Here is a 24,335-nt window from a genome sequence, read left to right as displayed (position 1 = left end):
GCGACAAATCGCCGTCCTGACCATTTTTTACACTCGAAATATTGCAACGCACCATCGCCGTGTGTATAGTTGGAACTGTCTCCTCCATGTCTCCTCCTGATATGGATTAAGCCCGTTCCGCTCTGCGTGAACGGGCTTTTTTTCGTCCGTCGATCGTGCAGCGTTCCGGCATCCGGCGCCGGCGCGGTCTACACTCGGTGCACGCCATCCGTGAAGGAGTGCCCCACTCATGAAACCCACCATCCGCGCGATCGATCACGTCGTGCTGCGCGTGACCGACATGGCTGCGATGACGCGTTTTTACTGCGATGCCGTCGGCTGCCACGTGGAGAAGGAACAGCCCGACCTGGGCCTCGTGCAGTTGCGCGCCGGCGACGCGCTGATCGACCTGCTGACGGTCGGCGGCCCGATCGACCGTCCCGATAGCGGCCCGCCCGGCGCCGGCCGCAATCTCGACCATCTCTGCCTGCGCGTCGAGCCGTTCGACCCCGACGCGCTGATCGAGCATTTCGCCGCGCATGGCGCGCGCCCCGGCGCCCCCGCCGAACGCTACGGCGCCGGCGGCTACGGGCCGTCGATCTATCTGTTCGATCCCGAAGGGAACATGCTGGAATTCAAGGGGCCGCCCGCCGCGCTCGGCTGAGCGCCGGCCGTCACGCGTCGGCGCGCGCCTTCAGCACCGTCCATTCGACCGCGACCGGATCGTGGTCGGCGCTCGAGATCCAGGCTGCGCCGTCCTGCACCGTGCACTGCAGGCGCATCGTGCGCTCGGCGAGGCCCCCGAGCGCGGCCGCGACGCCGTCGGCCAGCGACAGCACCTGCACGTTGCGCAGCCGCTCCACCTTGCTGCGCACGCCCTGCCACCAGATATCCGAGGTCTTGCCGCCGTACGCGATCACCGTGACCTGCCCGGCGCGGCCGGCTGCCTTCGCGATGCGCCGCTCATCCGGCTGACCGGCCTCGATCCACACGTCGATCGCGCCCGTCAGGTCCTTTTGCCACAGATCGGGCTCGTCGACGTCCGACAGCCCCTTGCAGAACTCGAGACGCTCGTGCGCGAACAGCGCGAACGCGACGATGCGCACCATCATCCGGTCGTCGGTTTCCGACGGGTGGCGGGCGACCGTCAATGCGTGATCGGCGTAGTAGTGCCGATCCATGTCGGCGATTTGCAGCTCGGCTTTGTAGATCGTGGATTTCAGCGCCATGCGGAGTCGGCCCGGGCGGGCATTCGGTTCGGTCGGGCCGTGATGATACCGAATACACGCCGCCCGGCGCGTGACGGGCGCGCCACAGCACAACGGCCCGGCATCGGCCGGGCCGCGTTCCAGCCGCGCCGCCGGCGGTTCCGGCCGGCGCGCGGGTGCGAGAGGTGCGGGTGCGGGTTACTGCTTGACGAAGCGCGAATCGGCCCAGAGACCCTGCTGGTCGCTATTGTCGGCGCTGACGAACTGGACGTCGCCCTGATCGACCGACACCACGCGGAAGCGCTGGCCTTCCGGCACCGACAGGCAACGGTAGTCGTCGAAGTACTGCTGCTTCGCCTGCGACTTGCCGTCACGCTCGTGACTCAGTACGGAGTCCAGATTGTCTTTCGACAGACAGCCCCACGCATTCTTCGTCAGCTGGATTTCCTGCTTCGGCTGGACAGCCGCATCGCCGCCCGCCTGGGCGATCGACACCACGGAAAATGCGCCGACAAGGGCAAAAAGGACACCGGTTCGCTTCATCATGTTCTGTCTCCAGGCTTGCGGGCACCAGGCTGCGTTAGCTATGTGTTTAAAGATGATCGTGAACCCGCGTTTTTCACTTTAGAAGACCGGCAACCGATATCAAGCACATTTGTTGTGCGATCGCAATAGCGGCGAATTGTCGCACCCTGCGCGCACCCGGTTTTTCGCTTGCCGCGCACCCGCGGCGGTGCCGGCCGTCCGGCGGATTCGCCCGCGCCGCCGGACGCAAAGCGTTGTCCGGTAAGGCTTTCAGGGAAACTGCAATGTGCCGGTTGAACGGTTTGGATAATTCATTTCAATATCGGGACCATTTTGATGCGTTGCACATAAAGTCATCCGAAACGATATGAATTTACCGCAGTGCGGGATCGGATTTACCTGATACAAGAAAAATGCCAGGTATAAGCGCACTCGTATTTACCCGTATTTACCCGAGTGGGCCGGACACCCGCTGCAGCGGGGCTGCAGGGGTGTTTCGCCGCTGTTTTTTTACCCGGCTTTATTCAGACCGATTGCGGACGCTCGAAATAATCGCGCTGGAAGATGCACATGCGATAAGCGTTGTGATACGCGCCGTTGCCGAAAAATTCTTCCTTCAATTCCGCCTCGTGCTGGAATCCGCATTTCTCGTACACGTGGATGGCCGCCGCATTCGACGTATCGACGATCAGGTACAGCTTGCGCATGTTCAGCACCTTGAACGCGTATTCGATCGCGAGGCGCGTCGCCTGCCCGGCATAGCCGCGCCCCTGGCATTGGGGCGCGATGATGATCTGGAACTCGCCGCGACGGTGAATGTAGTCGAGCTCGATCAGCTCGACGAGGCCGACCAGCTCGTCCTGCCGATCGACCGCGACGAAGCGGCGCTCGCGCTGGTCGTGCACGTGACGGTCATACAGTTGCGACAGCTCGGAGAAGGTTTCGTACGGCTCCTCGAACCAGTAGCGCATGATCTTCGCGTCGTTGTTCAGCTCGTGAACGAAGCGCAGGTCCTGGCGCTCCAGCGGCCGCAGCGCAAGCGTGTGATTGTCGTTCTGGAGTTGCATGTTCGTGTCCTTTTTGATGCCCGCGCGCGCGTGAAACATCCGTGCGGCGCCGCCGTGAACGGGGCGCGTTTCGCGCTGCAAGAAGTTGACCGCGGGCGAAGTTCAGAGCCTAGAATGGGAGCAAGGGTTCCTGCCACCGCAAGGAGGCTATCGTGATCGAGCAAGTCATACTCGGCATCTTCCTCGTGCTGCCACTCGTGATCGTGGCTGCGCTGTTCTCCGACGAACTGTGGCAGGAACATCGGCGCCAGCATCCGCGCGACGAAAATGCACCGCATATCGACTGGAGGCATCCGTGGCGCCGGGTGCGACGCGGACACTGAGTGAGCCGAGCGCCATCCCCGCAGGGCACCCGCGCGGGCGGGTCGCGGCAAACGGCGCAACCGCCTTCCGCCACGAACCCGCTTTGAACCCGCTTTGAACCCGCTTCGAACCCGCTTTGAACCGAATCCCGCCCAACCAGCGAGACGCCGACGTGAACGACAAACCCGCTCTCCCCCCGCACGATATCCCCGGCGAAGCGATCGACCTGCAGATTGCCGACGTGCTGGCGGCCGTCCGCTACCCGGCGAACAAGGATGCGATCGTCGACGCCGCACGCGACGCCGGCGCAAGTAACGAAGTGCTGTCGATGCTCGACGGCCTGCCCGAACAGGACTACGCGGACGTCGATGCCGTCACGCGCTGGGTCGCCGGCAACTTCGGCCCCGGCCTCGGTATTTGAGCGCACGCCAATAACGCGATAGGATCGGGCCGCACCGGTCGCGCCGCGGCCGGATGCATGCCGCCCGGCGCCAAGACCGGGCGTGACCGCACGAGCGCCCGGGGGAATCCATGGAAGGTATCCTGATCCAGCATACGACGCGTCGTCAGCTTTGGTTCGGCGCGCTGACGGCACTTGTCATCGTGCTCGCCCTCGGGATCGCCGTGCCGCACGCGAACGTCGCGCTGCCGGCCGTCGAGCCGTTCATGCCGATGTGCGCGCTGACCGTGTTTACCACCGCGAGCATCGCCGCCTTCTTCCTCGGCGCGCAGTTCACCGTCACGCGCCAGCCCGTGCTCGGTGCGCTCGGCGGCGCCTACGCGTTCACCGCACTCGCCGTCGCGTTGCAGCTGCTCACCTTTCCCGGCGTGTTCGCGCCGCACGGCCTGCTCGGCGCGCGCCCGCAAAGCGCCGCGTGGATGTGGGTCTTCTGGCACGCCGGCTTTCCGTGCTTCGTGATGGCCGCGCTGTTCGCGCGCGAGCAGCTCACGCACGCGCCGGTCGGCGCCGCGCAGATGCGCCTGTGGACCTTCGCGCTGGTCGGCGGCCCGGCCATCGCGGCCGCGCTGCTGTGCATGCTCGCGCTGAACGTGGCCCTGCCGCCCGCGTTCCATCCGCCGGGCACTGAAGCCGCGCTGCCCGTCAACGGGATCGCGCTGGTCGTGTGGCTCCTCAATGCGCTCGCGCTCGTCGCCGTGCTGGCTTCCGGCCGGCTGCGCACGACGCTCGACCTGTGGCTCGCGATCGCGGTGCTCGCGTGCCTCACCGACACGACGCTGAACCTGCTGTCCACGAGCCGCTTCACGGTCGGCTGGTATCTCGCGCGCGTGTTCAGCATGTTCACCCCCGGCGTGCTGGTGTGCGTGCTCGCCTGGGAAGTGACGAAGCTGTATCAGCAGCTGTTCGAGGCGCATGCGACGCTGGTTCGTTCGTCCGCGCGCGACGGGCTGACCGGCGCGTTCAACCGCAGCCACTTCAACGATCACTTCCACACGCTGTTCCTGCAGGCGCGGCGGCAGGGCGAGCCGTTGTCGCTGCTGATGGTCGACGTCGACCGCTTCAAGGCCTACAACGACGCGTTCGGTCACGTGAAGGGCGATGCGTGCCTGATCGCGGTTGCGAATGCGCTGGCCGGTGCGGTGCGGCGGCCGGCGGACATCGTCGCGCGCTACGGCGGCGAGGAGTTTGCGATCGTGCTGCCGAACACCGGCGCGCGCGGTGCACGGGTCGTTGCCGAGGAAGCGCGCGAAGCGGTGCTGCGGATCGATCTCGCGATGCCTGGGGCGCCGGCGGGGCGCGTGAGCATCAGCGTCGGCTGCGCGACCGTGTCGGCCGACGACCTGTCGACGCCCGATGCGTTGATCGAAGCCGCCGATGCCGCGCTGTATCGTGCGAAGGATGCGGGGCGAAACCGCGTCGTCATGGCGTGAAAACGTCTGCGGATTGGGGATTTGTTACGGGCATTGTGACCGGAATAATCCGCCGTTACGGATTGCGGATCAGGGAAACGATCGCTTACAGCCGGTGTTGACGGCGCTCGCTATGCTGGGTTCATGTCGAAACCGAGCAGGTGAGCGCGATGAAGAAGACCCTTTTGCTGATTGCCGGTGTGGCCGTGCTGTTGAGCGGCTGCATCGTGGTGCCGGATGGTGGCGGGTATTACGGCGGTGGCGGGTATTACCACCATCATCATCGGGATTGGGATTGATGGCGGGTGCGGGTTCGGATGGGTCGACGGTCCGGACCGCAACCCGATCAAGCCGGCTTGACCGGCTCCGCATGCATCGGAAAGACCTGTTTTCCTTGTCGGTCCCGCGCGGCACAGCGCCGGCCATCGGAAGGGCGCTCATCGCGACCTCAAGCGTGATTCATCAAGGATAAGCGGGGAACGTTCGGGGCACGCGGGCAGCCGGGGAGCGTCCGCTCACTTCCCGATACAAAACCGGCTGAAAATCACCCCCAGCAGATCGTCCGAGGTGAACTCCCCGGTAATCGCATTGAGCTGCTCCTGCGCGAGCCGCAACTCCTCCGCAAACAGATCGAGCGATTGCGCCCTTTGCTCCGCATGATCGGCCGCCTGCGTCAGATGCGCCTGCGCAGCCCGCAACGCGATCAAATGCCGCTCGCGCGCCAGATAAACACCTTCCGCTCCCGCCTGCCACCCCGCGATCCTCAGTAGCTCCGCGCGCAGCATGTCGATCCCGTCGCCGCGCTTCGCCGACAGATGCACCTCGGTCAGATCGCCTTCGGCCACCGGATGCTCGACGCACGCCGGCACGCCGGTGAGGTCCGTCTTGTTCAGCACGCGCACCACCGGCACGCCATCCGGGAACCGCGCGGCGATCGTCTCGTCCTCCGCCGTCATCCCCGTGCGCGAATCGAGCAGGTGCAGCACGACGTCCGCGCGCTCGATCTCGCTCCACGTGCGCGCAATCCCGATCCGCTCGACTTCGTCCTCCGTCTCGCGCAGCCCGGCCGTATCGATGATGTGCAGCGGAATCCCTTCGACCTGGATCGTCTGCGCGACCTTGTCGCGCGTCGTGCCCGCGATCGGTGTGACGATTGCGAGCTCCGCGCCGGCGAGCGCATTCAGCAGCGACGACTTGCCGACGTTCGGCTGCCCCGCGAGCACGACCGACAGCCCTTCGCGCAGCAGCGCGCCCTGGCGCGCGTCGCCGAGCACGTGCGCCAGTTGCCCGCGGATCCTCGCGAGCTTGCCGCGCGCATCGGCCGCTTCCAGGAAGTCGATTTCCTCTTCCGGGAAATCGAGCGTCGCCTCGACCAGCATCCGCAGCGTGATCACATCCTCGACGAGCGCATGGATCTGCCGCGAGAACGCGCCGTCGAGCGAGCGCCCGGCCGAGCGCGCCGCGGCTTCGGTACTCGCCTCGATCAGGTCGGCGACGGCCTCGGCCTGCGCGAGATCGAGCTTGTCGTTGAGAAACGCGCGCCGCGTGAACTCGCCCGGCTCCGCGAGCCGCAGCCCGAAGCCGCGCCCCGCATCCAGGCAGCGCTGCAGCAGCAGCTGCATCACGATCGGCCCGCCGTGCCCCTGCAGTTCCAGCACGTGCTCGCCGGTGTACGAATGCGGCGCGGGGAAATACAGCGCGATCCCGCGGTCGAGCGGCGCGCCGTGCTCGTCGAGGAACGGCACGTAGCTCGCATGGCGCGGCGCGAGCCGCTGCCCGCACAACGCGTCGATCAGCGGCAGCGCGGCGGCCTCGCCGCCGCGCCCGAACGACACGCGGACGACACCGATGCCACCCCGGCCGGCAGCAGTGGCAATGGCGACGATCGGATCGGAATCGGTAGCGAGCATGGGAATCGGATGAATCGGGTGAACAGGGAGTCAATGCTGCGCCCGCGCAACAGTTCGGGCACGCGACGCCGGCATTGTAGCGTGCCGGCCCGCACGCCACCGGACGCCCGATCGGCTTCGAACTCGCCCGAATTTATCCCGATGGAGATAAGTCGAGTATCAATGCCGGACAACCCCATACTGTCCATTTCGGACGAGTATGCCTGTCGGTACGGTCCGACACTGCGGCCCCCAATTCCGCCGCACGGCCCGTGCCAGGTTGGGATTCATCCGAAAGAGTTATATTTAGCTTATATGGTTGTCTGATACGCGTCGGTGGAATTGCACAATCACCCCCATGCCGACACCCGAAGAAAAAGCAGCGTTCTCGGAACGCCTGAAATTCGCCTTGCGGCGCAGCCCGGACAAGGTCACCGGCGCGACGGAGCTCGCGAACCGGTTCAATCTGCGTCACCGCGGTGCGCAGCCGGTTTCGCCGCAAACCGCGCACAAATGGCTGACGGGCCGCACGATTCCGACGCCGGACAAACTCGAAACGCTCGCCGGCTGGTTGCGCGTCGAACTGCATTGGTTGCATTACGGCCCGTCGCCGAGCGTGACCGAACATACGACGCCGCAACCGCTGCCGCGCGACGAGCGCTATCCGCCGACGCCCGAGACGATCGAACTCGCGTCGAAGATCGAGGCGCTGCCGCCGCATCAGCGTTACCTCGTTCAGGAACTGATCGAGCAGTTCTACGGCGGCGACACGAAAATCGAAGCGAAGAAGGCCTGAACGGCAGCGGCCAAGCGCTACACGCGCCGCCCGCCGTACCACCCGCCGGAAACGAAAAAGCCGCATGGTTCGCACCATGCGGCTTTTTCACGTGCATCGCGGGCGGCTGGCCGCCCGCGTGTGCCACGGGCGTCAGGCCTTCTTGCCCCCGCCGAGCTTGCGCGTGATGTAGTACTGCTGCGCGATCGACAGCACGTTGTTCACGACGTAGTACAGCACCAGGCCGGCCGGGAAGAAGAAGAACATCACCGAGAACGCGATCGGCATGAACTTCATCATCTTCGCCTGGACCGGGTCCGGCGGCGTCGGGTTCAGGCTCGTCTGCACGAACATCGACACGGCCATCAGCACCGGCAGGATGAAGAACGGATCGCGCTGCGACAGGTCGTGAATCCACAGAATCCACGGCGCGCCGCGCATTTCGACCGAGGCGAGCAGCACCCAGTACAGCGAGATGAACACCGGAATCTGGATCACGACCGGCAGGCAGCCGCCGAACGGATTGACCTTCTCGGTCTTGTACAGCTCCATCAGCGCGGCGTTCATCTTCTGCGGATCGCTCTTGAAGCGTTCGCGCAGCGCCTGCATGCGCGGCGTGATTTCCTTCATGCGCGCCATCGACTTGTAGCTCGCGGCCGACAGCGGGAAGAACACCGCCTTGATCAGGACCGTCAGCAGCACGATCGCCCAGCCCCAGTTGCCGACGAAGCCGTGGATCTTCTCGAGCAGCCAGAACAGCGGCTTCGCGATGATCGTCACCCAGCCGTAGTCCTTCACGAGTTCCAGGCCCGGCGCGACGCCCTCGAGCATGCGCTCTTCTTCCGGACCGGCGAACAGGCGCGCCTGCACGTCGGCCGACTGGCCCGGCGCGATCGCCGCGACCGGCTGCTTCACGCCGACGCGATACAGCGTCGGATCGATCTTTTCAGCGTAGATGTCGCGCTTCACGCCCTGCTGCGGAATCCAGGCCGACGCGAAGTAGTGCTGGACCATCGCGACCCAGCCGTTGTCGGCGGAAGTCACGTAGTCGGCCTTGTTCTTGTCGAGGTCGCTGAAGTTGATCTTCTGGAAGTGCTTCGCGTCCGTGTAGACCGCCGGCCCGAGGAACGTATGCGAGAACATCGGGGTTTCGACGGCCGTGTTGTCGCGCACCAGTTCCATGTAGACCGTCGGCGTGACCGGTGCCGTGCCGACGTTGTCGATCTTGGTGTCGACGCCGATCACGTAGCTGCCGCGCGTGAACGTGTAGGTCTTCACGACCTTCACGCCGCCCTTCACCGGCGATTCGAACGACAGCTTCAGCGCGTTCTGGTCGCCCGTCAGCGACGTCGAGCCGGGGTTCAGCTGCGTGTAGACGTCGTTGTGGTTCGGGAAGTCGCCGCCGAGCAGGCCCGAGCGCGCGAGATACGTGTGGCCGGCCGTGTGGTCGAACAGCGTGATGTACAGGTCGGGCTGCTTGCCGTCGCCCTGCTTCTTCAGCGTCAGCTTCGCGAGCGTGCCGCCGCGCGTGTCGATTTCGCCGTCATACACGTCGGTCGAGAACTTCACGAGCTGCGCCTGCGCGGCCGGTGCCGTCGTCGACGGTGCGGCGCCCGCCGCGGCGGCAGGTACGTCACCTGCGGTCGTCGTCGCGCCCGTGCCCGATGCACCGCCGGCAGCGGCCGCGGGGGCCGTCTGCGTGGCGCTCGGGAAGAACATCGACGGGCGTCCATGGGACCGCTGCCAGTTGTCGTACAGCATGACAGCTGACATGAAGAAGATCACCCATAGGACGGTGCGTTTGATATCCATGCGTTGTCTCAGAGTCGATGGGACCGCGCGTCGGCTTCGCCGCGAGCGCGAGTGTCGGAGTTGGGCGGCGGGACGAGGTCGATGCCGCCCGCGGAAAACGGATGGCATCGGCACACGCGCCTGACGGCGAGATACGTGCCGCGCGCGGCGCCATGATACTGGATTGCCTCGCGCGCGTAATCCGAACAGGAAGGATAAAAACGGCAACGGTTGCCGAGCATCGGGCTCACGGCAACCTTGTAGAAGCGCAGCAAGGCGATCAATACCGTTTCCATACCTTGGGCGGCGCCGTTCGACGCCGCGTCAAAACCGGCCGGGCAGGCGCGAACGCCGCACCGGACACGGATGCGTCACTCGGACGCGGGCTTCGACGCCCGGCGGGCGATCTCCCGGACTGCCCTGTCGAGCAGTTCGCGGATTTCGGCCGCGCACATCGCCGCGAGCGGGGCGGAAGCCGCGCTCGGCAGCGCTTTCTTGTCGAAGCGCGTGTGCTGCCGCAGCAGCAGGTCGTAACCGGCGAATTCGGCCCGGCGCAAGCGAAACGCGTCGCGCGCCAGCCGCTTCACGAGGTTACGGGTTACCGCACGCGGCGCATACTTCTTGCCGACGACGAGCCCCAGACGGGCAGGCTGGCCGGTCGGCTTGCCGTAGATCACGAAGTGCGCGGAGCGCCGCCAGGGGCGCAAACGAAAAACGGATGAAAATTCATCCGTTTTCAGAAGTCGCGCAGCTTTCGGGAAGGCGGCTTTCGTCTGCGACGGATTCGCACCCGGCTCGACGGTACCTTCCGCAGGACTGCGGACGGCGGACACAGCGCGCAACCTGCCTTAGATGGCGAGGCGCTTGCGGCCCTTCGCGCGGCGAGCGTTGATGACCTTGCGGCCACCTGCCGTCTTCATGCGGACACGGAAGCCATGGGTGCGCTTGCGGCGCGTCACGGACGGTTGGTAAGTACGTTTCATGATGTTCTCACTTGTTCGAGAATGTCGAAATTCAGGGGACCGCGTGCCCTTAACCGGAGGCATTCGGGCGAACGCAATCGCCGGGAATACAGGATTGGTTTTCGCGGAACCCGCTATTTAAACCGTTTTTCTCTTGACGGTCAATACTTTACGAGTCGCTCGCCTGTGCCGGCCCCGACCGATCCGGCCCCGCGCCCCACAATCACAGCCTGTGGATAAGTCCCGCTGTGGCCGCGTTTGGCGGTAGAATCTCGCCTTATCTCCAAGAATCCCGCACGCCGCTTCGGCGCTCGCCTGCCTCTCCACGACTGTGACGCAGGCGTCCGAGGCACGCTCGCACGACCGCTTCGGGCCTTGTTGCGCCACCGCGACAAGGGCGCCGGCGAGCCGCGCTGTGCACGCAAAAAACGACTGTTACTTGATGAACGATTTCTGGCAACACTGTTCCGCACTGCTGGAGCGCGAGCTGACGCCCCAGCAGTACGTGACGTGGATCAAACCCTTGGCCCCGGTGGCCTTCGATGCGTCGGCGAACACGCTGTCCATCGCCGCGCCGAACCGCTTCAAGCTGGACTGGGTCAAGAGCCAGTTTTCGGGCCGCATCTCCGATCTGGCCCGAGATTTCTGGAACGCGCCGATCGAAGTCCAGTTCGTCCTCGATCCGAAGGCCGGCATGCGCAGCGCCGCTGCCGCAGCACCGGCCGCCCCGCGCGCGCCGCTGGCACCGAGCGGCCCCGCCGCGACGGTGGCCGCGATCGCCGCCAACCTGGCCGCGAATGCCGCCGCCGCGCCCAGCGCGCCGGTCGACGTGCCGATGATGCCGTCGGCGGCCGCCGCGCACCACCTGAACGCCGACGACGCCGACATCGACCTGCCGAGCCTGCCCGCGCATGAAGCGGCCGCCGGCCGCCGCACGTGGCGTCCGGGCCCCGGTGCCGCACCCGCGAACGGCGGCGAAGCCGATTCGATGTACGAACGCTCGAAGCTGAACCCCGTGCTCACCTTCGACAACTTCGTGACCGGTAAGGCCAACCAGCTCGCGCGCGCCGCCGCGATCCAGGTCGCGGACAACCCCGGCATCTCGTACAACCCGCTGTTCCTGTACGGCGGCGTCGGCCTCGGCAAGACCCACCTGATCCACGCGATCGGCAACCAGTTGCTGCTCGACAAGGCCGGCGCGCGAATCCGCTACATCCATGCCGAGCAATACGTATCCGACGTGGTGAAGGCGTACCAGCGCAAGGCGTTCGACGATTTCAAGCGCTACTACCACTCGCTCGACCTGCTGCTGATCGACGATATCCAGTTCTTCTCCGGCAAGTCGCGCACGCAGGAGGAATTCTTCTACGCGTTCGAGGCGCTCGTCGCGAACAAGGCGCAGGTGATCATCACCAGCGATACGTATCCGAAGGAGATCTCGGGCATCGACGATCGCCTGATCTCGCGCTTCGACTCGGGCCTCACCGTCGCGATCGAGCCGCCCGAGCTCGAGATGCGCGTCGCGATCCTGATGCGCAAGGCGCAGTCGGAAGGCGTGAACCTGTCGGAGGACGTCGCGTTCTTCGTCGCGAAGCACCTGCGCTCGAACGTGCGCGAACTCGAAGGCGCGCTGCGCAAGATCCTCGCGTATTCGAAGTTCCACGGCCGCGAGATCTCGATCGAGCTGACCAAGGAAGCGCTGAAGGACCTGCTGACCGTGCAGAACCGGCAGATTTCGGTCGAGAACATCCAGAAGACCGTCGCCGACTTCTACAACATCAAGGTCGCCGACATGTATTCGAAGAAGCGCCCCGCAAACATCGCGCGGCCGCGGCAGATCGCGATGTACCTCGCGAAGGAACTGACGCAGAAGAGCCTGCCCGAGATCGGCGAACTGTTCGGCGGGCGCGATCACACCACCGTGCTGCACGCCGTGCGCAAGATCGCCGACGAGCGCAGCAAGGACGCGCAGCTCAACCACGAGCTGCACGTGCTGGAACAGACGCTGAAGGGCTGAGCGCGCGGGCGCGCTTGATAATTCGGCATCCGCCCCAAATTAAGGGGGGCGGTTCGGTTTTGAGGCACAATACTGGTTTGACCGCCCCGGTGGTGGCGGGCCAAGAGCCCGGCCGGCGGGGCGCTGCGAGGCTGCTGCGCTGCAGGCCGTTACTCAACGAAGGAACTCTATGCAACTGGTCAAGACCGAACGAGACACCCTCCTCAGGCCGCTGCAAACGGTCAGCGGCATCGTCGAACGCCGCCATACGTTGCCGATCCTCGCCAACCTGCTGATCACCAAGAACGGCCCGGACGTTTCGTTCCTGTCGACCGACCTGGAGCTGCAGATCACCACGCGCGCCGATTTCGGCGTCGGCGGCGACCAGGTGGCCACCACCGTCGCGGCCCGCAAGCTGCTCGACATCCTGCGCGCGATGCCTGACGGCCAGGTCACGCTGTCGCTCGCCGACAAGCGCCTCACCGTTCAGTCCGGCAAGAGCCGCTTCGCACTGCAGACGCTCGCCGCTGACGAGTTCCCGACCGTCGCGCAGGCCAAGGATTTCGGCGCGACCCTGACCGTCCCGCAGAAGTCGTTCCGCCAGCTGCTCGGCATGGTGCACTTCGCGATGGCGCAGCAGGACATCCGCTACTACCTGAACGGCATGCTGCTCGTCGTCGACGGCGACCAGCTGATGGCCGTGGCCACCGACGGCCACCGCCTCGCGTTCTCGTCGATGAAGCTCGAAGGCGGCACGTTCGGCCGCCAGGAAGTCATCGTGCCGCGCAAGACGATTCTCGAGCTGCAGCGCCTGCTCGAAGATATCGACGACACCGTCACCATCGACATCGCGCAGACCCAGGCCAAGTTCACGTTCGGCCAGGTCGAGCTCGTGTCGAAGCTGGTCGAGGGCAAGTTCCCCGACTTCCAGCGCGTGATCCCGAAGGCGCACAAGAACACGTTCGAGATCGGCCGTGAAGAGTTGCAGCGTTCGCTGCAACGCGCGGCGATCCTGACCTCGGACAAGTTCAAGGGCGTGCGCTGCATCATCGCGCCGGGCCAGTTGAAGATCATGTCGACCAACGCCGATCAGGAAGAGGCGCAGGAAGAACTGGAAATCGCTTACCAGGGCGATACCGTCGACATCGGCTTCAACGTCACGTATCTGCTCGACGTGCTCGCGAACCTGAAGGTCGACACCGTGCAGGTGAGCCTCGGCGACGCCAGCTCGAGCGCGCTGATCACCGTGCCCGAGAACGACGAGTTCAAGTATGTCGTGATGCCGATGCGCATCTGACGCGCTCGACATCGCAACACACACCAGGGGGCGGCAAGCCCCTTTGGCGTTTTTATGGCGAACCGACAACCCGTCCCTTTGGTGCCTTTTCGGCGCCTCGGACGGGCCAGGAAACTGGAGCGGCCCGGCGATTTCTCTCGCTGAAACGCACCGCGCCGCCACGAGAGTGGCCTCGCAGAACCGGAAGATATCCATGAGTGAACAGCACAATTCGCAACCCGATAACAGCAGCTACGGCGCCTCGTCGATCCAGATCCTCGAGGGTCTGGAAGCGGTGCGCAAGCGCCCCGGGATGTACATCGGCGACACGTCGGACGGCACCGGTCTGCACCACCTCGTGTTCGAGGTGCTCGACAACTCGATCGACGAAGCGTTGGCCGGGTACTGCAACGATATTCACGTGACGATTCATGCGGATAACTCGATTTCCGTGACCGACAACGGCCGCGGGATTCCGACCGACGTGAAGATGAACGACAAGCACGAGCCGAAGCGCAGTGCGGCCGAGATCGTGATGACCGAGCTGCACGCGGGCGGCAAGTTCGACCAGAACAGCTACAAGGTTTCCGGCGGCCTGCACGGCGTGGGTGTGTCGTGCGTGAACGCGCTGTCGAGCTGGCTGCGGCTGACCGTGCGGCGCGATGGGAAGAAGCGCTTCATGGAGTTCCATCGTGGCGTCGCGCAGGATCGCGTGCTCGAGACGGTGGACGGCGTGGAAGTGTCGCCGATGCTGGTCACCGGCGATACCGAGAACCGCGGCACCGAAGTGCACTTCATGGCCGATCCGACCATTTTCGGCACGGTCGAGTATCACTACGACATCCTCGCGAAGCGGATGCGTGAGCTTTCGTTCCTGAACAACGGCGTGCGGATTCGTCTCACGGACCTGCGCTCGGGCAAGGAAGACGATTTCGCATTCGCCGGCGGTGTGAAGGGCTTCGTCGAATTCATCAACAAGACGAAGACCAACCTGCACCCGACGGTGTTCTTCGCCAACGGCGAGAAGGACGGCGTGGGCGTCGAAGTCGCGATGCAGTGGAACGACAGCTACAACGAAAACGTGCTGTGCTTCACGAACAACATTCCGCAGCGCGACGGCGGCACACACCTGACCGGCCTGCGGGCCGCGATGACGCGCGTCATCAACAAGTACATCACCGACAACGAAATCGCGAAGAAGGCGAAGGTCGAGACGACCGGCGACGACATGCGCGAAGGGCTGTCGTGCGTGCTGTCCGTGAAGGTGCCGGAGCCGAAGTTCAGCTCGCAGACGAAGGACAAGCTGGTGTCGTCCGAAGTGCGCGCGCCGGTTGAAGAAGTCGTCGCGAAGGCACTGGAAGAGTTCCTGCTCGAAACGCCGATCGACGCAAAGATCATCTGCGGGAAGATCGTCGAAGCTGCTCGGGCGCGGGATGCTGCTCGGAAGGCGCGTGAGATGACGCGTCGCAAGGGCGTGCTCGATGGCGTCGGTCTGCCGGGCAAGCTCGCGGACTGTCAGGAGAAGGATCCGGCGAAGTGCGAAATCTACATCGTCGAGGGTGACTCGGCAGGTGGGTCGGCGAAGCAAGGCCGTGATCGCAAGTTCCAGGCGATCCTGCCGCTGCGCGGCAAGGTGCTGAACGTCGAGAAGGCGCGCTACGACAAGCTGCTGTCGTCGGAACAGATCGTCACGCTCGTGACCGCGCTTGGGTGCGGGATCGGCAAGGAAGACTACAACCTCGACAAGCTGCGCTATCACCGCATCATCATCATGACCGACGCGGACGTCGACGGTGCGCACATCCGGACGCTGCTGCTCACGTTCCTCTATCGCCAGATGCCGGACATGATCGAGCGCGGCTATGTGTATATCGCGCAGCCGCCGCTTTACAAGATCAAGGCGGGCAAGGACGAGCGGTATCTGAAGGACGATGTGGAGCTGAACGCGCACATGCTGCGGTTGGCGCTGCAAGGGTCGGAGCTGGTGCCGGGTGAGAATGCTGCCGCGATTTCCGGCGATGCGCTTGGGGAGTTGGCGCGGTCGTATCTGCTGTCGAAGAGCGTGATCGAGCGGTTGAGCCGGTTGTATGACCCGGCCGCGCTGGAAGCGGTCATGGACGGGGTGGTGATCGATCTCTCCAATGAGGCTTCGACCGAGGCCTCGGCGAAGGCGCTGCACGCTGCGTTGCATGACGAGGCTTTGAAGAACGAAGTGCGTGTCGTGCCTTCGTATGACCCGGTTCGCGAACAACGGTCGCTGCATGTCGAGCGGACGCATCACGGCAATGTGCGGGTTTCAGTCATCGACCAGGAATTCCAGCACACGGCGGATTATCAGCAGCTCGTGACGACGGCGAATACGTTCAAGGGGCTTATTGGGGAAGGTGCGGTTATCAAGCGCGGTGAGCGCAGCATGGCCGTGGCGGACTTCAAGAGCGCGATGAAGTGGCTGCTGGCGGATGCGGAGCGGAACGTCTCCAAACAACGCTATAAGGGGCTCGGCGAGATGAACCCCGAGCAGCTGTGGGAAACGACGATGGATCCGGCGGTGCGGCGTCTGCTGCGTGTGCAGATCGAAGATGCGATTGCTGCGGATGGGATCTTTACTACGCTCATGGGGGATGATGTGGAGCCGCGGCGGGCGTTTATTGAGTCGAATGCGTTGCGGGCGGGGAATATTGATGTTTAACCCATGCCGTAGGCGTAGGGCGCCAGAGTAAGTGCGACTGGCGCCACAGTTTTGCGACTGTATGACTAAGTTGTTGCGACTGCCCTACCGCATTGTCGACACCGCATCGCGACTTGCCGTGCGGACTCTTAACCCGTAGGTCGGGTGTTCGAGCCACTCACGTCCCACCAAGCATTTTGAAGCCTGGTTAGCGAAAGCTGATCGGGCTTTTTGCTTTGTTCGGGGCATTTCCGGTCAATTGTGCGAACACCCGTATGATGTTTGCGCCGCCGCTTGGTGGCTATTTTTTGCCAATCGGGCTGCGCCCAATAATTTGACTATCAGATTCATATCATTGATAGATTTAGAGCACTATGATTTGGCTGTAGTTTCGGGGTATTTTCAGGGTAATTCAACCCGAAACGGAGCTACCATGCCCCCGATTCAATATGTCAATGCCGGCGATGGCACCCCCACGCATGTCATTATTCCCATCGATGAATTCAAGCGCGACTACGTCCCTGTTGGCTCGACTAATGTGGCAACCGCGTCCGAGCCCGCGCCCGAGTCGCTGCTGAGCGCAGACAAGCTGTTCATCAAGCTACCGCACGGCGGCCCGGACGCGAAGATCGACGTTCATGCGTTCGCTCATGCGTTCTGCCGTCGCGGCACAACGGATACGGTGCTGCCGGTCGTTCCGATCGCAAAGAAGACGCAGAAGCTGGCCGACTTCGAGGGCAAGCGCGACGATAGCAAAAAAGTCGTCGTCGGCCCCATAAACGGGCTCGACGCGATGCTGCGTCGTTGTTGCCTTCCGGAAGGTTCGCCGTATCGGGACACGATGCAGGCGACTACGGCCGTCGTCGATGCGCTCGTCGAAACCGGCCTCTTCAAGCGTACGACCCAATCCATGGACGGCTTCTATCGTCCGGTCCAGTGTCTTTCGGTTGTGCAGGAGAAAATCGTCGCCTTCGTTAATGACCTCGGCGAGCCGAAAAATCCGATCGACCCGCACCGCCTGGTCCTCCCGTGGTAGCGCTTGTATCTCGCCCCCCTCAACACGAACAGGCGAAGGTCCGCACGACGGCCTTCGCCTGTTTTTTGGGCACGGTGAGCGCCCCCGGTACTCGATGTTGCGTGTTGTCGTCCGGTCCGTATCTGGTCGAGCAGCACATCCCCATACATCAGTCAGCGCGATGAATATTGGCGCGCAAACATCCGCCGGCGTGGACACAAGCCGATTTATCGCACTTTCGACACGAACCAGCAGCCTCGAAGGCGAAATAGACTTTGGTTCGCGTGGTTGACCGGCGACGCCTGTAGCTCGTTGAGTAGCCCCACTGTGCCAACCAAGTGGCTTTGCTCAGAATACCAAAGAGAAGAGGCAATCTACCTCGCAAATGCTGTCGCCGGCCGGTTTTCAGATCAGGGATACGACTCTGGTATTGACCAACGCATTCAAATGGTCATGAAGCAACATCGGAACCGCCCCACCTGAAATCAGAACCCCAGCCTCCATGTTTTGCTCCATTGCATGACCGGTCAGGTTGGCGCTGGTGATAAAACAAATGCTACCGTCGGCAACAGCGATCTTAGAGTGGACCCGACCGTCGGAAAATGGCGCAACTCGGTCCCTCCACGCATAAAGCTTCACGGACGGGAGTAGCTTTCTCATCTTACCGATCGCATCGAACGAGATGCTTCCGCCGTGATCCAGTGATGATTCGAGCAACATCGCGATGCTCACGCCGCGTGCGCTTGCTTCGCTCAACGCCTTCACGATAGTCGAGACGTCGTAGGCCACGAAACTGGTAACGAACAAGCTTTGCCTGGCCGCACCGATGACTTGCAGTAGCGCCTGCTCCGTTCGACGAGCGGAGACGAATGGCGTCGTCGGCCCCGTCCACACGAGTTCGATAGATTGTCGCTTCGACACGTTCTCGGACGCATGGCTGGCTGCCAACAGCATAGAGGCCAACTCACCGGAATCGATCGAGGTAGCCTGCCAAACCTCGACGAGTCGGTCGACGATAGTCTTGGCCGTCGCTGTGCCGACAACATCCGACAGGGAGACGTTCGCCTTCTCGCTCCCCATCTTCCGAATCCTGCCCGCCAGCGCGCGAACCTTCTCCGGCGACACGAGACAGACCACGGCGGTGACAGCTTCCAGCAACATCTCCATGTCACAGCCCCGCAAAGAACGCAGCATTCCCTCGATCGAGGGTCTGTACTAGCAACGATCTGTCGAGGTAACGATTACCTCGCTCACACGACGTCTCGGCGACCAGACTGCATGCATGACAAGCTGCCGCGTGCAGCGAGCGGTCTTTGTCCGGATCATGTTCGGAGCAAAGCGGATCGGACGAACAGACCTTCGATCGGCTCAGCGCCTGACGAAGCAATCGACCGAGGTTTTCTGGTTTGCCAAGATCGACAAGCCCACCCAACGTTCCATCGGAATCAGCTGCTGCCGTGTAGATGAGGATGCCTGCCTGAGGGTTCGCACTCGTCACGTCGGCGTAAATGCGTTCGCGGATACTCGCCGCGTTGTAACCGCACTCCAACGCCAGTTCGCGGATGAGCAGGTGCGAGAGCGTGTGGAGCATGGCATACCGGATGCCGGGGTAGCCTTCGTCAGGGTCAAGGCGACGCGAATTGCGCCATCCGCGATGACCACCCGTAAGAATGCAATTTACTTGTTTGACGCCATCGAACGCCTCCCACTCTTGGAGCACACCTTCGTCGAACTGGATAAAGATGCCCTCGCCGTGAACTTGATTCGCAGGAACCCAATCCGGCTTGCGACGCGCAAGGCTTGCCATTTGTGGGCGCTCGTTCGGATCACTCGCCTCTTCCGGCGCCTCGACACGAGTAAAGCCCAATAAGGCGTTGACCTCGCGAAGCCTTTCCAGCAAAAGCACTCTACGGACCTGCTTTTCGAAGCCGGGTGGTGTAGACACCTTCTTGCTCATGAAGTGTGGGTAATCGACCGGCGGATTGGCGGCCGTCAGCACTTCCCACTCAGGCCCCTTGATGTCGGCCTCACCGACGACCTCCTGTCCACCGCCGTTGCGATAGGCCTCAATGGCCGACCAGATGTCTGATGCCGAGTGTTTTTCGATACCCGGAAGCCCACCCGTAACCTTAAGCGTTTGCACCACGATGGGCACCATGGCCTCAGACGTGACACTCTGAAAGACCGCCCAGCCGTCCTGAATCAACTGGCCGAGCGGATCTTCGGCCTGCGGAATTGCAAGCGCTGACAGGGTAATCGGGAACCAACTGTTCGTCGAACCTAGCAAGACTGCCCGCGCCTCCTCATCGCACTCCTCGTCGAAATGATCGAGATGTGGATGCCTACCTCGGCAGCTCGGCAAGTTTTCCTTCCCTGCCTTGCCGAAGGCATTCGCCATACTGCGCGATGCCCCGCAGGTATCACACTTTACCCACAGGTTCTCGGTCTGCAGCGACGCCCCGCTCTCGAAGAACCTCAGCGTTCCCTTACATGAGCTGTTGCCGCCGTGTACGAAATAGTGCCAGGGGAAGTCATCTAGGTGACCGCCTCGACAGGCCAAAAGAAAACGGGCCGGGACGGCATCGGCATCCTTCGCGGGCTGACTATCCTTGGAGCCACGGCACCCCTTGTGGACGAAACGGGTTCGCTCCGGCCGGAAGCGGTTTTCCTTGATTTCGAACAGGCCAGCATCGAAAGGTGACAGCAGGCCACACTTCACGCAGCGCATCCAGCGCGGGAACGGTCGAACAGGGACGCCGATGTTTGCTTCGGCCGACCATGGATCGACAAGTTCGCTCTTCTGGAACGGTGGCATGCGCAGGCTCTCCACCTGCGGCCCAAGAACCTTACGGACGGCGGCGAGCAGGCGTGGCTCGGGAATGGGCTGGCACCTGTCTTTCTCCCATTGGTCGATGCCCAGTGTCACCACCGAAAGGCTCGGCAAATCGATCAGCGCGCCGGGTCCGTATGTCCAGAGCAGTTGGCTAGGGCGGACTTCCCCCACGGGTGTTCTATTGGTAGTCATGGTCAGTCTTCGTCCTTTGGCACCGGACGCGGCTTCCACCCGTGGTCGTCCGAGATATGTCCCGTGTTCATGATCAGGCGCACGCCTGGCTCCACTTCTCGCATCGACATCGGAACCGTCCAGTTGTCCCACGCATGGATACCCGGTGATTTAACCAGCCCGACCATCGTCGCGGCCTGCGCGCCACGCTTTTCATAAGCCAGCGTGCGACCGGGCACACTCACTTCCTTCGCCCATTCGTCCGCGCGCTCCTTCAGCTCACGCTCGGCCAGATGCTTGATGGTGGACGCCTCGCTGACGTTCCAAGCTCGCCGCACCAGTACGTCGATGGCTTCGGTGATCTCTGGCTTGTCGGATTTGTCCAGTTCACCCGCTCCAACGTTCGGGTTGAAGGCGTCGTTTTCCAAGCGCATCAGGGAGAGGAGCGCACCGGTTAGGCCACGATCCATCGCACGCGGCGAGAAAGGCGTCACCGACTGAGCTTCCACGTGCTTATAGAAGGTCGCGTGGTAATGCTCGAAGGTCTCGTAATGCGAGAGGTCGCGCGGACGCGCCCACGTAAGTACCGTGCAAACCAAACCGGGGAAAGAACGACCCACACGGCTGGTAGCTTGAATGTATTCCGCCGTACCCTTGGGCTGACCGTTAACTGCCATAAGGCCTAAGCGATTCACGTCCACACCGACCGAAAGCATGTTGGTCGCGAGAACTATGTCGATCGCCCGGGTGTCGCCCTCGTTCCATTTCGTCACGTACTTCCCGTTGGCAGCGTCGAACGCGACCTTGAACTTGACCTCCAAATCGTCGAGGTACTTCGGGATGTCCTGACTGGAAACGCGAGACGTCAGCTCGCGGATGTTGTTGACGCTACGCTGTGCGAGTGCTGGCCGTTCGACCATGCTCATTCGCACGCGGTAGGAACGTGTTTGCACGTCGTCCTCGGCCAAGCGCCGCATTCCGCCCAGCTCGCGCAACGAGTTGAAATAGCCGACCATCGTCATGTACGGGTCGGCTGGCTCGCCGAAGCGATCGAACAAGGCCTGGGCTGCGGTGAGGAAGGCGGTGTAGACGCGAATCAGCATCGCTGGCCGCGAGCTACCGGGCGAACACACGCCGAGGTAACGCCGTCCGGGCCGCACTTCGATCGGGCGCTGCACCGAGAAGTAGTTGTCCTCCACATCCAAGCCGTGCGGCGGGAACACCGACACTCGCCGCATGAACACGTTGTTCACCTGCTCCTTGGCTTTGCGTACGGTCGCCGTGGATGCGACGATCTTCGGCTTGACCGTCTTGCCATCAAGTGTCCAGCCACACAGTTCGTCGACAGACGATTCGTACAAACCGACCATCGTGCCCAATGGACCACTGATGAGATGGAACTCGTCCTGGATGATCAGATCGGGGGGGCGAATCGGACTTACGGGCTTCACCACCGCCGCAGGTAATCCCTTGGCCGCGCGGTGACCCGTATTACATTCACAGCCAGGCCACATCAAGCCGTGACGCTCGCATTCCTGGCTCACGCGACCGAACAGCGTGCGCACCTGACCGCGCCACGCCATCATGGCGAACTTATCCACGGTGGCGATCATCATCGTCGGCGGGCGGTGGTAGATCTCCTCGTCCACCGTCAGCACCGGAATACCGGGGTGTGGCGACTTGCTGGACTTGCCGCGCGAGAATTCGCAGCGTCCCTTTTTGTCGCCGCAATAGACAAGCGTGCGCCCGTGATTTTTGTCGACCTCAATGTCACGCCCCGGGGCGATGTCAGAGCCACACCACGGACAGCTAGTCAGTTGCGCAGGCGATGCCGCCCCAGCATGGTATTTTCCAGGGTTACGGATATCTTCGATGGCGCGATGGCTGTCCTCGGTCGTGCCTGGCGTCACCTTATTGCCAACCCAAAGGCCGATCGTGAAGGACTCGTGGCCCAACGCGGAATCACCGTTAGTCAGCGCCTCGCGCCGCAGTACCTCCATCGCGCAGATCAGCGCGGTGGCGCGCTGGAACTGCTGCAAGGTCAACAAGCGCAGCGTGTAGCGCATGATCACGGCCAGACCGCGCGAACCGTCGTAGCCGCCGAGCTTGCCTTGCAGACGGCGGATCGCCATCGTGAACGCCGCCACGCCCAGATAGGCTTCAGTTTTGCCGCCGCCGGTGGGAAACCATAGCAAATCGGCATGAGCTTCCATCGGCTGCACGCGATCCACGTGCATAGGGTCGGCCAGCGAGGGAATCGACAGCAGCAGGAATGCCAACTGGAACGGACGCCAACTCCGGTTCTTTGGCTGGTCGAATCTATCGACCGTCACGTCACGCCCACGCCGCACTTCAAGCGCGTACTGACTGCGAACGCGCTGAATGGCCATTGCCCGGTTAGCAAAGCGGAAAGCCGCCAGAGCTTTTTCGTCGCGCTTGAGGGTGTCGATGCCCTGCTGCAATCGGGTCTGGATTTCCTGACATCGATCCAGTGCCTCGCCGGCCTGCGCGTCGTACCCCACTACATCTTCGCCGATGCGCTTGCGCTGTTCGCCAATCCATGCCGCGTAATCCTCTGTCAGCACGCTCAAGGCATCAACCAACTCGGTGACATCTAGCGTGGCAAGCCGCTCCATGTCGAGCAGACCGCTCGCTACCATCTCCTTCATCGCCGGACGATCGGCAGGATCAAGGCCCGGCGTCTCCGTGACCTGCACTTCGCACTGCGGGAGGACTGTAGTGCGCACTTCGGTGGCCAATGTCACGTCGTCCGCGATCTCCGCGTGGACGGCAACACCATGCCCGACAGCGAACTCCACGCGGTTTCGATAGATCATCTCAAGCGATTCGCGTTCAGTGTCTATACCGTCGGTGTCCAATACGGGACGGCGGCGGAAGATGGCGCGCTTGGACGCATCGGCTTCCGCACGCACGATCAGTTCCGGCTGGAACAGCCATGCGGTGTCGCGGTTTGTGTCAGGCTCCTCCTGTGCGTTGATCAGGAACAGCGTCACCAAACGGTCTCCGTTAGCGTTCTTGGCACGAATGGAGCCCTGTATCCGCACTGACGGGCGATTCGAGTCCGGTGCCTGATGGGAGATCACGCCTTCGGTGAGTGGCAGCACGATCTTTCCACCGCAGGGGATACGTTGCCAGACCTTGGCTTTCTGCCCATTGGACCGCGTCCGCTCGTGCTCGTCGTTGGGCACACGTTCGTAGCTACCCCAGCACGCTTCGACCTCGATGCGCTCTGCGTCGCTATCGACGCAGAACGTCATGCCGAAGCTGCTCGGCACCAGCGACTGGTTGCTAGCTGCGTCGATCTCGTCCGATGCATCCGATTCGGGTTCCACCCGTCCGGTGGCCGTACCGAACTCTGCACCGGGTTCGTGCTGGCCGGGGACGATGGGGTCAGTGGGTTCCCCCATCTCGTCCCCCGCCAGCGGCCCCTCCAACCCTTCGATGCCGCCCTGAGCATCGTCGCGTGGTGCCAGCTTGCCGACCAGATAACGGTCGCGCACACTCATGTCCACAATGCGCTCGTGCGGGCCGCCCGCAGGGCCGAGCAGGTCATCCACTACGGCCAATTGAAGCAGTTCGCGGATGTATGCCCGATCCTCAATCGCCGGCACCCCGCCCTCAGTCTGATGTAGTACCGTGGACAAAACCGAGATGAATTCCTCCCACTGGATGCGACCAACGCTCCCCGACGACGGCGGGGCCAGCGAGACGCTAGCGACCGGCACGGAAGTATCGGCGACCGACACCCGATCGAAGAACAACGTGGTCGTCTCAAGGTCGGAACGAACCCGCAACACGCGCCCTGCACGAACGATCTCGTCGGCGAGGTTCAGGACCAGCACCCAATCGTCCTCAACAATGCCCGGGTATAGTGAGCGATCACCCTTCAAGACCAGGGTGTAGGGCAACAACCTACCATCGGTCTTGAGGCCAAGATCAATGGCAACCCACGCATTGGTAGCTCTTTCAACAGTGCTTGGTTCCATG

The 24,335-nt window shown here is 63.1% G+C and carries 21 protein-coding genes; 10 read left to right on the top strand and 11 right to left on the bottom strand.

Annotation, left to right across the window (positions count from 1 at the left end; all coding sequences use genetic code 11):
• The first annotated feature begins 229 nt into the window (after positions 1-229).
• Positions 230-643 (top strand): VOC family protein, encoded by a 414-nt coding sequence (locus U5771_RS30380; RefSeq protein ID WP_322027389.1) that lies wholly within the window; start codon positions 230-232, stop codon positions 641-643.
• Positions 644-653: 10 nt separating this feature from the next.
• Here the strand turns inward: U5771_RS30380 and U5771_RS30375 are convergent, their stop codons facing one another.
• The 3 genes from U5771_RS30375 to speG all read right to left on the bottom strand — a co-directional run bounded on the left by U5771_RS30375 (position 654) and on the right by speG (position 2,779).
• Positions 654-1,208: a YaeQ family protein gene (locus U5771_RS30375; RefSeq protein ID WP_322027388.1), complete on the bottom strand. Its 555-nt coding sequence runs from the start codon at positions 1,206-1,208 to the stop codon at positions 654-656.
• A 177-nt stretch (positions 1,209-1,385) separates the two neighbouring features.
• Positions 1,386-1,733: a surface attachment protein Sap1 gene (gene sap1 / locus U5771_RS30370; protein WP_322027387.1), complete on the bottom strand. Its 348-nt coding sequence runs from the start codon at positions 1,731-1,733 to the stop codon at positions 1,386-1,388.
• 503 nt (positions 1,734-2,236) lie between these two features.
• Positions 2,237-2,779: a spermidine N1-acetyltransferase gene (gene speG / locus U5771_RS30365; RefSeq protein ID WP_322027386.1), complete on the bottom strand. Its 543-nt coding sequence runs from the start codon at positions 2,777-2,779 to the stop codon at positions 2,237-2,239.
• Between the two features lie 152 nt (positions 2,780-2,931).
• On the opposite strand from speG, the gene U5771_RS30360 reads away from it, so the two are divergent.
• The 4 genes from U5771_RS30360 to U5771_RS30345 all read left to right on the top strand — a co-directional run bounded on the left by U5771_RS30360 (position 2,932) and on the right by U5771_RS30345 (position 5,250).
• The gene (locus U5771_RS30360) at positions 2,932-3,102 is read left to right on the top strand and encodes a hypothetical protein (protein ID WP_322027385.1); all 171 of its coding nucleotides are present in this window, start codon (positions 2,932-2,934) and stop codon (positions 3,100-3,102) included.
• A 152-nt stretch (positions 3,103-3,254) separates the two neighbouring features.
• On the top strand, positions 3,255-3,503 hold the full coding sequence (locus tag U5771_RS30355; protein WP_006756942.1) for a DUF2795 domain-containing protein: 249 nt from the start codon (positions 3,255-3,257) through the stop codon (positions 3,501-3,503).
• A 110-nt stretch (positions 3,504-3,613) separates the two neighbouring features.
• Entirely contained in the window at positions 3,614-4,972 is a 1,359-nt protein-coding gene (locus U5771_RS30350) for a sensor domain-containing diguanylate cyclase (RefSeq protein ID WP_322027384.1), read from the top strand.
• A gap of 149 nt (positions 4,973-5,121) precedes the next feature.
• Positions 5,122-5,250, top strand: coding sequence for a hypothetical protein (locus U5771_RS30345; RefSeq protein ID WP_256941070.1), 129 nt, complete (start codon positions 5,122-5,124; stop codon positions 5,248-5,250).
• Between the two features lie 216 nt (positions 5,251-5,466).
• Here the strand turns inward: U5771_RS30345 and mnmE are convergent, their stop codons facing one another.
• On the bottom strand, positions 5,467-6,861 hold the full coding sequence (gene mnmE, locus U5771_RS30340; protein WP_322027383.1) for a tRNA uridine-5-carboxymethylaminomethyl(34) synthesis GTPase MnmE: 1,395 nt from the start codon (positions 6,859-6,861) through the stop codon (positions 5,467-5,469).
• A gap of 337 nt (positions 6,862-7,198) precedes the next feature.
• Between mnmE and U5771_RS30335 the strand changes: the two genes are divergently transcribed.
• On the top strand, positions 7,199-7,636 hold the full coding sequence (locus U5771_RS30335; RefSeq protein ID WP_322027382.1) for a helix-turn-helix transcriptional regulator: 438 nt from the start codon (positions 7,199-7,201) through the stop codon (positions 7,634-7,636).
• A gap of 132 nt (positions 7,637-7,768) precedes the next feature.
• Here the strand turns inward: U5771_RS30335 and yidC are convergent, their stop codons facing one another.
• The 4 genes from yidC to rpmH form a co-directional block, all read right to left on the bottom strand.
• Positions 7,769-9,427, bottom strand: coding sequence for a membrane protein insertase YidC (gene yidC / locus U5771_RS30330; RefSeq protein WP_322027381.1), 1,659 nt, complete (start codon positions 9,425-9,427; stop codon positions 7,769-7,771).
• Between the two features lie 8 nt (positions 9,428-9,435).
• Positions 9,436-9,702 (bottom strand): membrane protein insertion efficiency factor YidD, encoded by a 267-nt coding sequence (yidD, locus tag U5771_RS30325; RefSeq protein WP_006750110.1) that lies wholly within the window; start codon positions 9,700-9,702, stop codon positions 9,436-9,438.
• Between the two features lie 75 nt (positions 9,703-9,777).
• Positions 9,778-10,239 carry a ribonuclease P protein component gene (gene rnpA, locus U5771_RS30320; RefSeq protein ID WP_006756936.1) on the bottom strand — a complete coding sequence of 154 codons (462 nt, stop codon included), beginning with the start codon at positions 10,237-10,239 and terminating at the stop codon, positions 9,778-9,780.
• Positions 10,240-10,254: 15 nt separating this feature from the next.
• The gene (rpmH, locus tag U5771_RS30315; RefSeq protein ID WP_004198824.1) at positions 10,255-10,389 is read right to left on the bottom strand and encodes a 50S ribosomal protein L34; all 135 of its coding nucleotides are present in this window, start codon (positions 10,387-10,389) and stop codon (positions 10,255-10,257) included.
• Between the two features lie 421 nt (positions 10,390-10,810).
• On the opposite strand from rpmH, the gene dnaA reads away from it, so the two are divergent.
• From dnaA to U5771_RS30295, 4 genes are all read left to right on the top strand, one after another.
• Positions 10,811-12,385 carry a chromosomal replication initiator protein DnaA gene (dnaA, locus tag U5771_RS30310; protein WP_322027380.1) on the top strand — a complete coding sequence of 525 codons (1,575 nt, stop codon included), beginning with the start codon at positions 10,811-10,813 and terminating at the stop codon, positions 12,383-12,385.
• 169 nt (positions 12,386-12,554) lie between these two features.
• On the top strand, positions 12,555-13,661 hold the full coding sequence (dnaN, locus tag U5771_RS30305) for a DNA polymerase III subunit beta (RefSeq protein WP_006756934.1): 1,107 nt from the start codon (positions 12,555-12,557) through the stop codon (positions 13,659-13,661).
• Positions 13,662-13,854: 193 nt separating this feature from the next.
• Positions 13,855-16,329, top strand: a complete 2,475-nt coding sequence (gene gyrB, locus U5771_RS30300; RefSeq protein WP_322027379.1) for a DNA topoisomerase (ATP-hydrolyzing) subunit B — start codon at positions 13,855-13,857, stop codon at positions 16,327-16,329.
• A gap of 412 nt (positions 16,330-16,741) precedes the next feature.
• The gene (locus U5771_RS30295; RefSeq protein ID WP_322027378.1) at positions 16,742-17,344 is read left to right on the top strand and encodes a hypothetical protein; all 603 of its coding nucleotides are present in this window, start codon (positions 16,742-16,744) and stop codon (positions 17,342-17,344) included.
• Positions 17,345-17,728: 384 nt separating this feature from the next.
• Here the strand turns inward: U5771_RS30295 and drmC are convergent, their stop codons facing one another.
• From drmC to drmA, 3 genes are read right to left on the bottom strand one after another with little or no spacing between them, the layout of a single operon-like run.
• Positions 17,729-18,490 carry a DISARM system phospholipase D-like protein DrmC gene (gene drmC / locus U5771_RS30290; RefSeq protein WP_322027377.1) on the bottom strand — a complete coding sequence of 254 codons (762 nt, stop codon included), beginning with the start codon at positions 18,488-18,490 and terminating at the stop codon, positions 17,729-17,731.
• Between the two features lies 1 nt (position 18,491).
• Complete coding sequence (locus U5771_RS30285; protein WP_322027376.1) at positions 18,492-20,348, bottom strand: DUF1998 domain-containing protein; 1,857 nt, start codon at positions 20,346-20,348, stop codon at positions 18,492-18,494.
• A 2-nt stretch (positions 20,349-20,350) separates the two neighbouring features.
• Positions 20,351-24,334 carry a DISARM system helicase DrmA gene (gene drmA, locus U5771_RS30280; RefSeq protein ID WP_322027375.1) on the bottom strand — a complete coding sequence of 1,328 codons (3,984 nt, stop codon included), beginning with the start codon at positions 24,332-24,334 and terminating at the stop codon, positions 20,351-20,353.
• Between the last annotated feature and the right edge of the window lies 1 nt (position 24,335).

Source organism: Burkholderia sp. BCC1977, assembly GCF_905339595.1.
In the GTDB taxonomy this organism is placed as follows: Bacteria; Pseudomonadota; Gammaproteobacteria; order Burkholderiales; family Burkholderiaceae; genus Burkholderia.
The sequence above is the reverse complement of the archived record's forward strand: the minus strand, read 5'-3'. Positions and strand labels throughout refer to the sequence as shown.

Bases quoted from the DNA above. Each gene is read 5' to 3' on its own strand.
- U5771_RS30380 (WP_322027389.1), top strand. From the start codon at position 230: ATGAAACCCACCATCCGCGCGATCGATCACGTCGTGCTGCGCGTGACC.
- U5771_RS30375 (WP_322027388.1), bottom strand. From the start codon at position 1,208: ATGGCGCTGAAATCCACGATCTACAAAGCCGAGCTGCAAATCGCCGAC.
- sap1 (WP_322027387.1), bottom strand. From the start codon at position 1,733: ATGATGAAGCGAACCGGTGTCCTTTTTGCCCTTGTCGGCGCATTTTCC.
- speG (WP_322027386.1), bottom strand. From the start codon at position 2,779: ATGCAACTCCAGAACGACAATCACACGCTTGCGCTGCGGCCGCTGGAG.
- U5771_RS30350 (WP_322027384.1), top strand. From the start codon at position 3,614: ATGGAAGGTATCCTGATCCAGCATACGACGCGTCGTCAGCTTTGGTTC.
- U5771_RS30345 (WP_256941070.1), top strand. From the start codon at position 5,122: ATGAAGAAGACCCTTTTGCTGATTGCCGGTGTGGCCGTGCTGTTGAGC.
- mnmE (WP_322027383.1), bottom strand. From the start codon at position 6,861: ATGCTCGCTACCGATTCCGATCCGATCGTCGCCATTGCCACTGCTGCC.
- U5771_RS30335 (WP_322027382.1), top strand. From the start codon at position 7,199: ATGCCGACACCCGAAGAAAAAGCAGCGTTCTCGGAACGCCTGAAATTC.
- yidC (WP_322027381.1), bottom strand. From the start codon at position 9,427: ATGGATATCAAACGCACCGTCCTATGGGTGATCTTCTTCATGTCAGCT.
- yidD (WP_006750110.1), bottom strand. From the start codon at position 9,702: ATGGAAACGGTATTGATCGCCTTGCTGCGCTTCTACAAGGTTGCCGTG.
- rpmH (WP_004198824.1), bottom strand. From the start codon at position 10,389: ATGAAACGTACTTACCAACCGTCCGTGACGCGCCGCAAGCGCACCCAT.
- dnaA (WP_322027380.1), top strand. From the start codon at position 10,811: ATGAACGATTTCTGGCAACACTGTTCCGCACTGCTGGAGCGCGAGCTG.
- dnaN (WP_006756934.1), top strand. From the start codon at position 12,555: ATGCAACTGGTCAAGACCGAACGAGACACCCTCCTCAGGCCGCTGCAA.
- gyrB (WP_322027379.1), top strand. From the start codon at position 13,855: ATGAGTGAACAGCACAATTCGCAACCCGATAACAGCAGCTACGGCGCC.
- U5771_RS30295 (WP_322027378.1), top strand. From the start codon at position 16,742: ATGCCCCCGATTCAATATGTCAATGCCGGCGATGGCACCCCCACGCAT.
- drmC (WP_322027377.1), bottom strand. From the start codon at position 18,490: ATGGAGATGTTGCTGGAAGCTGTCACCGCCGTGGTCTGTCTCGTGTCG.
- U5771_RS30285 (WP_322027376.1), bottom strand. From the start codon at position 20,348: ATGACTACCAATAGAACACCCGTGGGGGAAGTCCGCCCTAGCCAACTG.
- drmA (WP_322027375.1), bottom strand. From the start codon at position 24,334: ATGGAACCAAGCACTGTTGAAAGAGCTACCAATGCGTGGGTTGCCATT.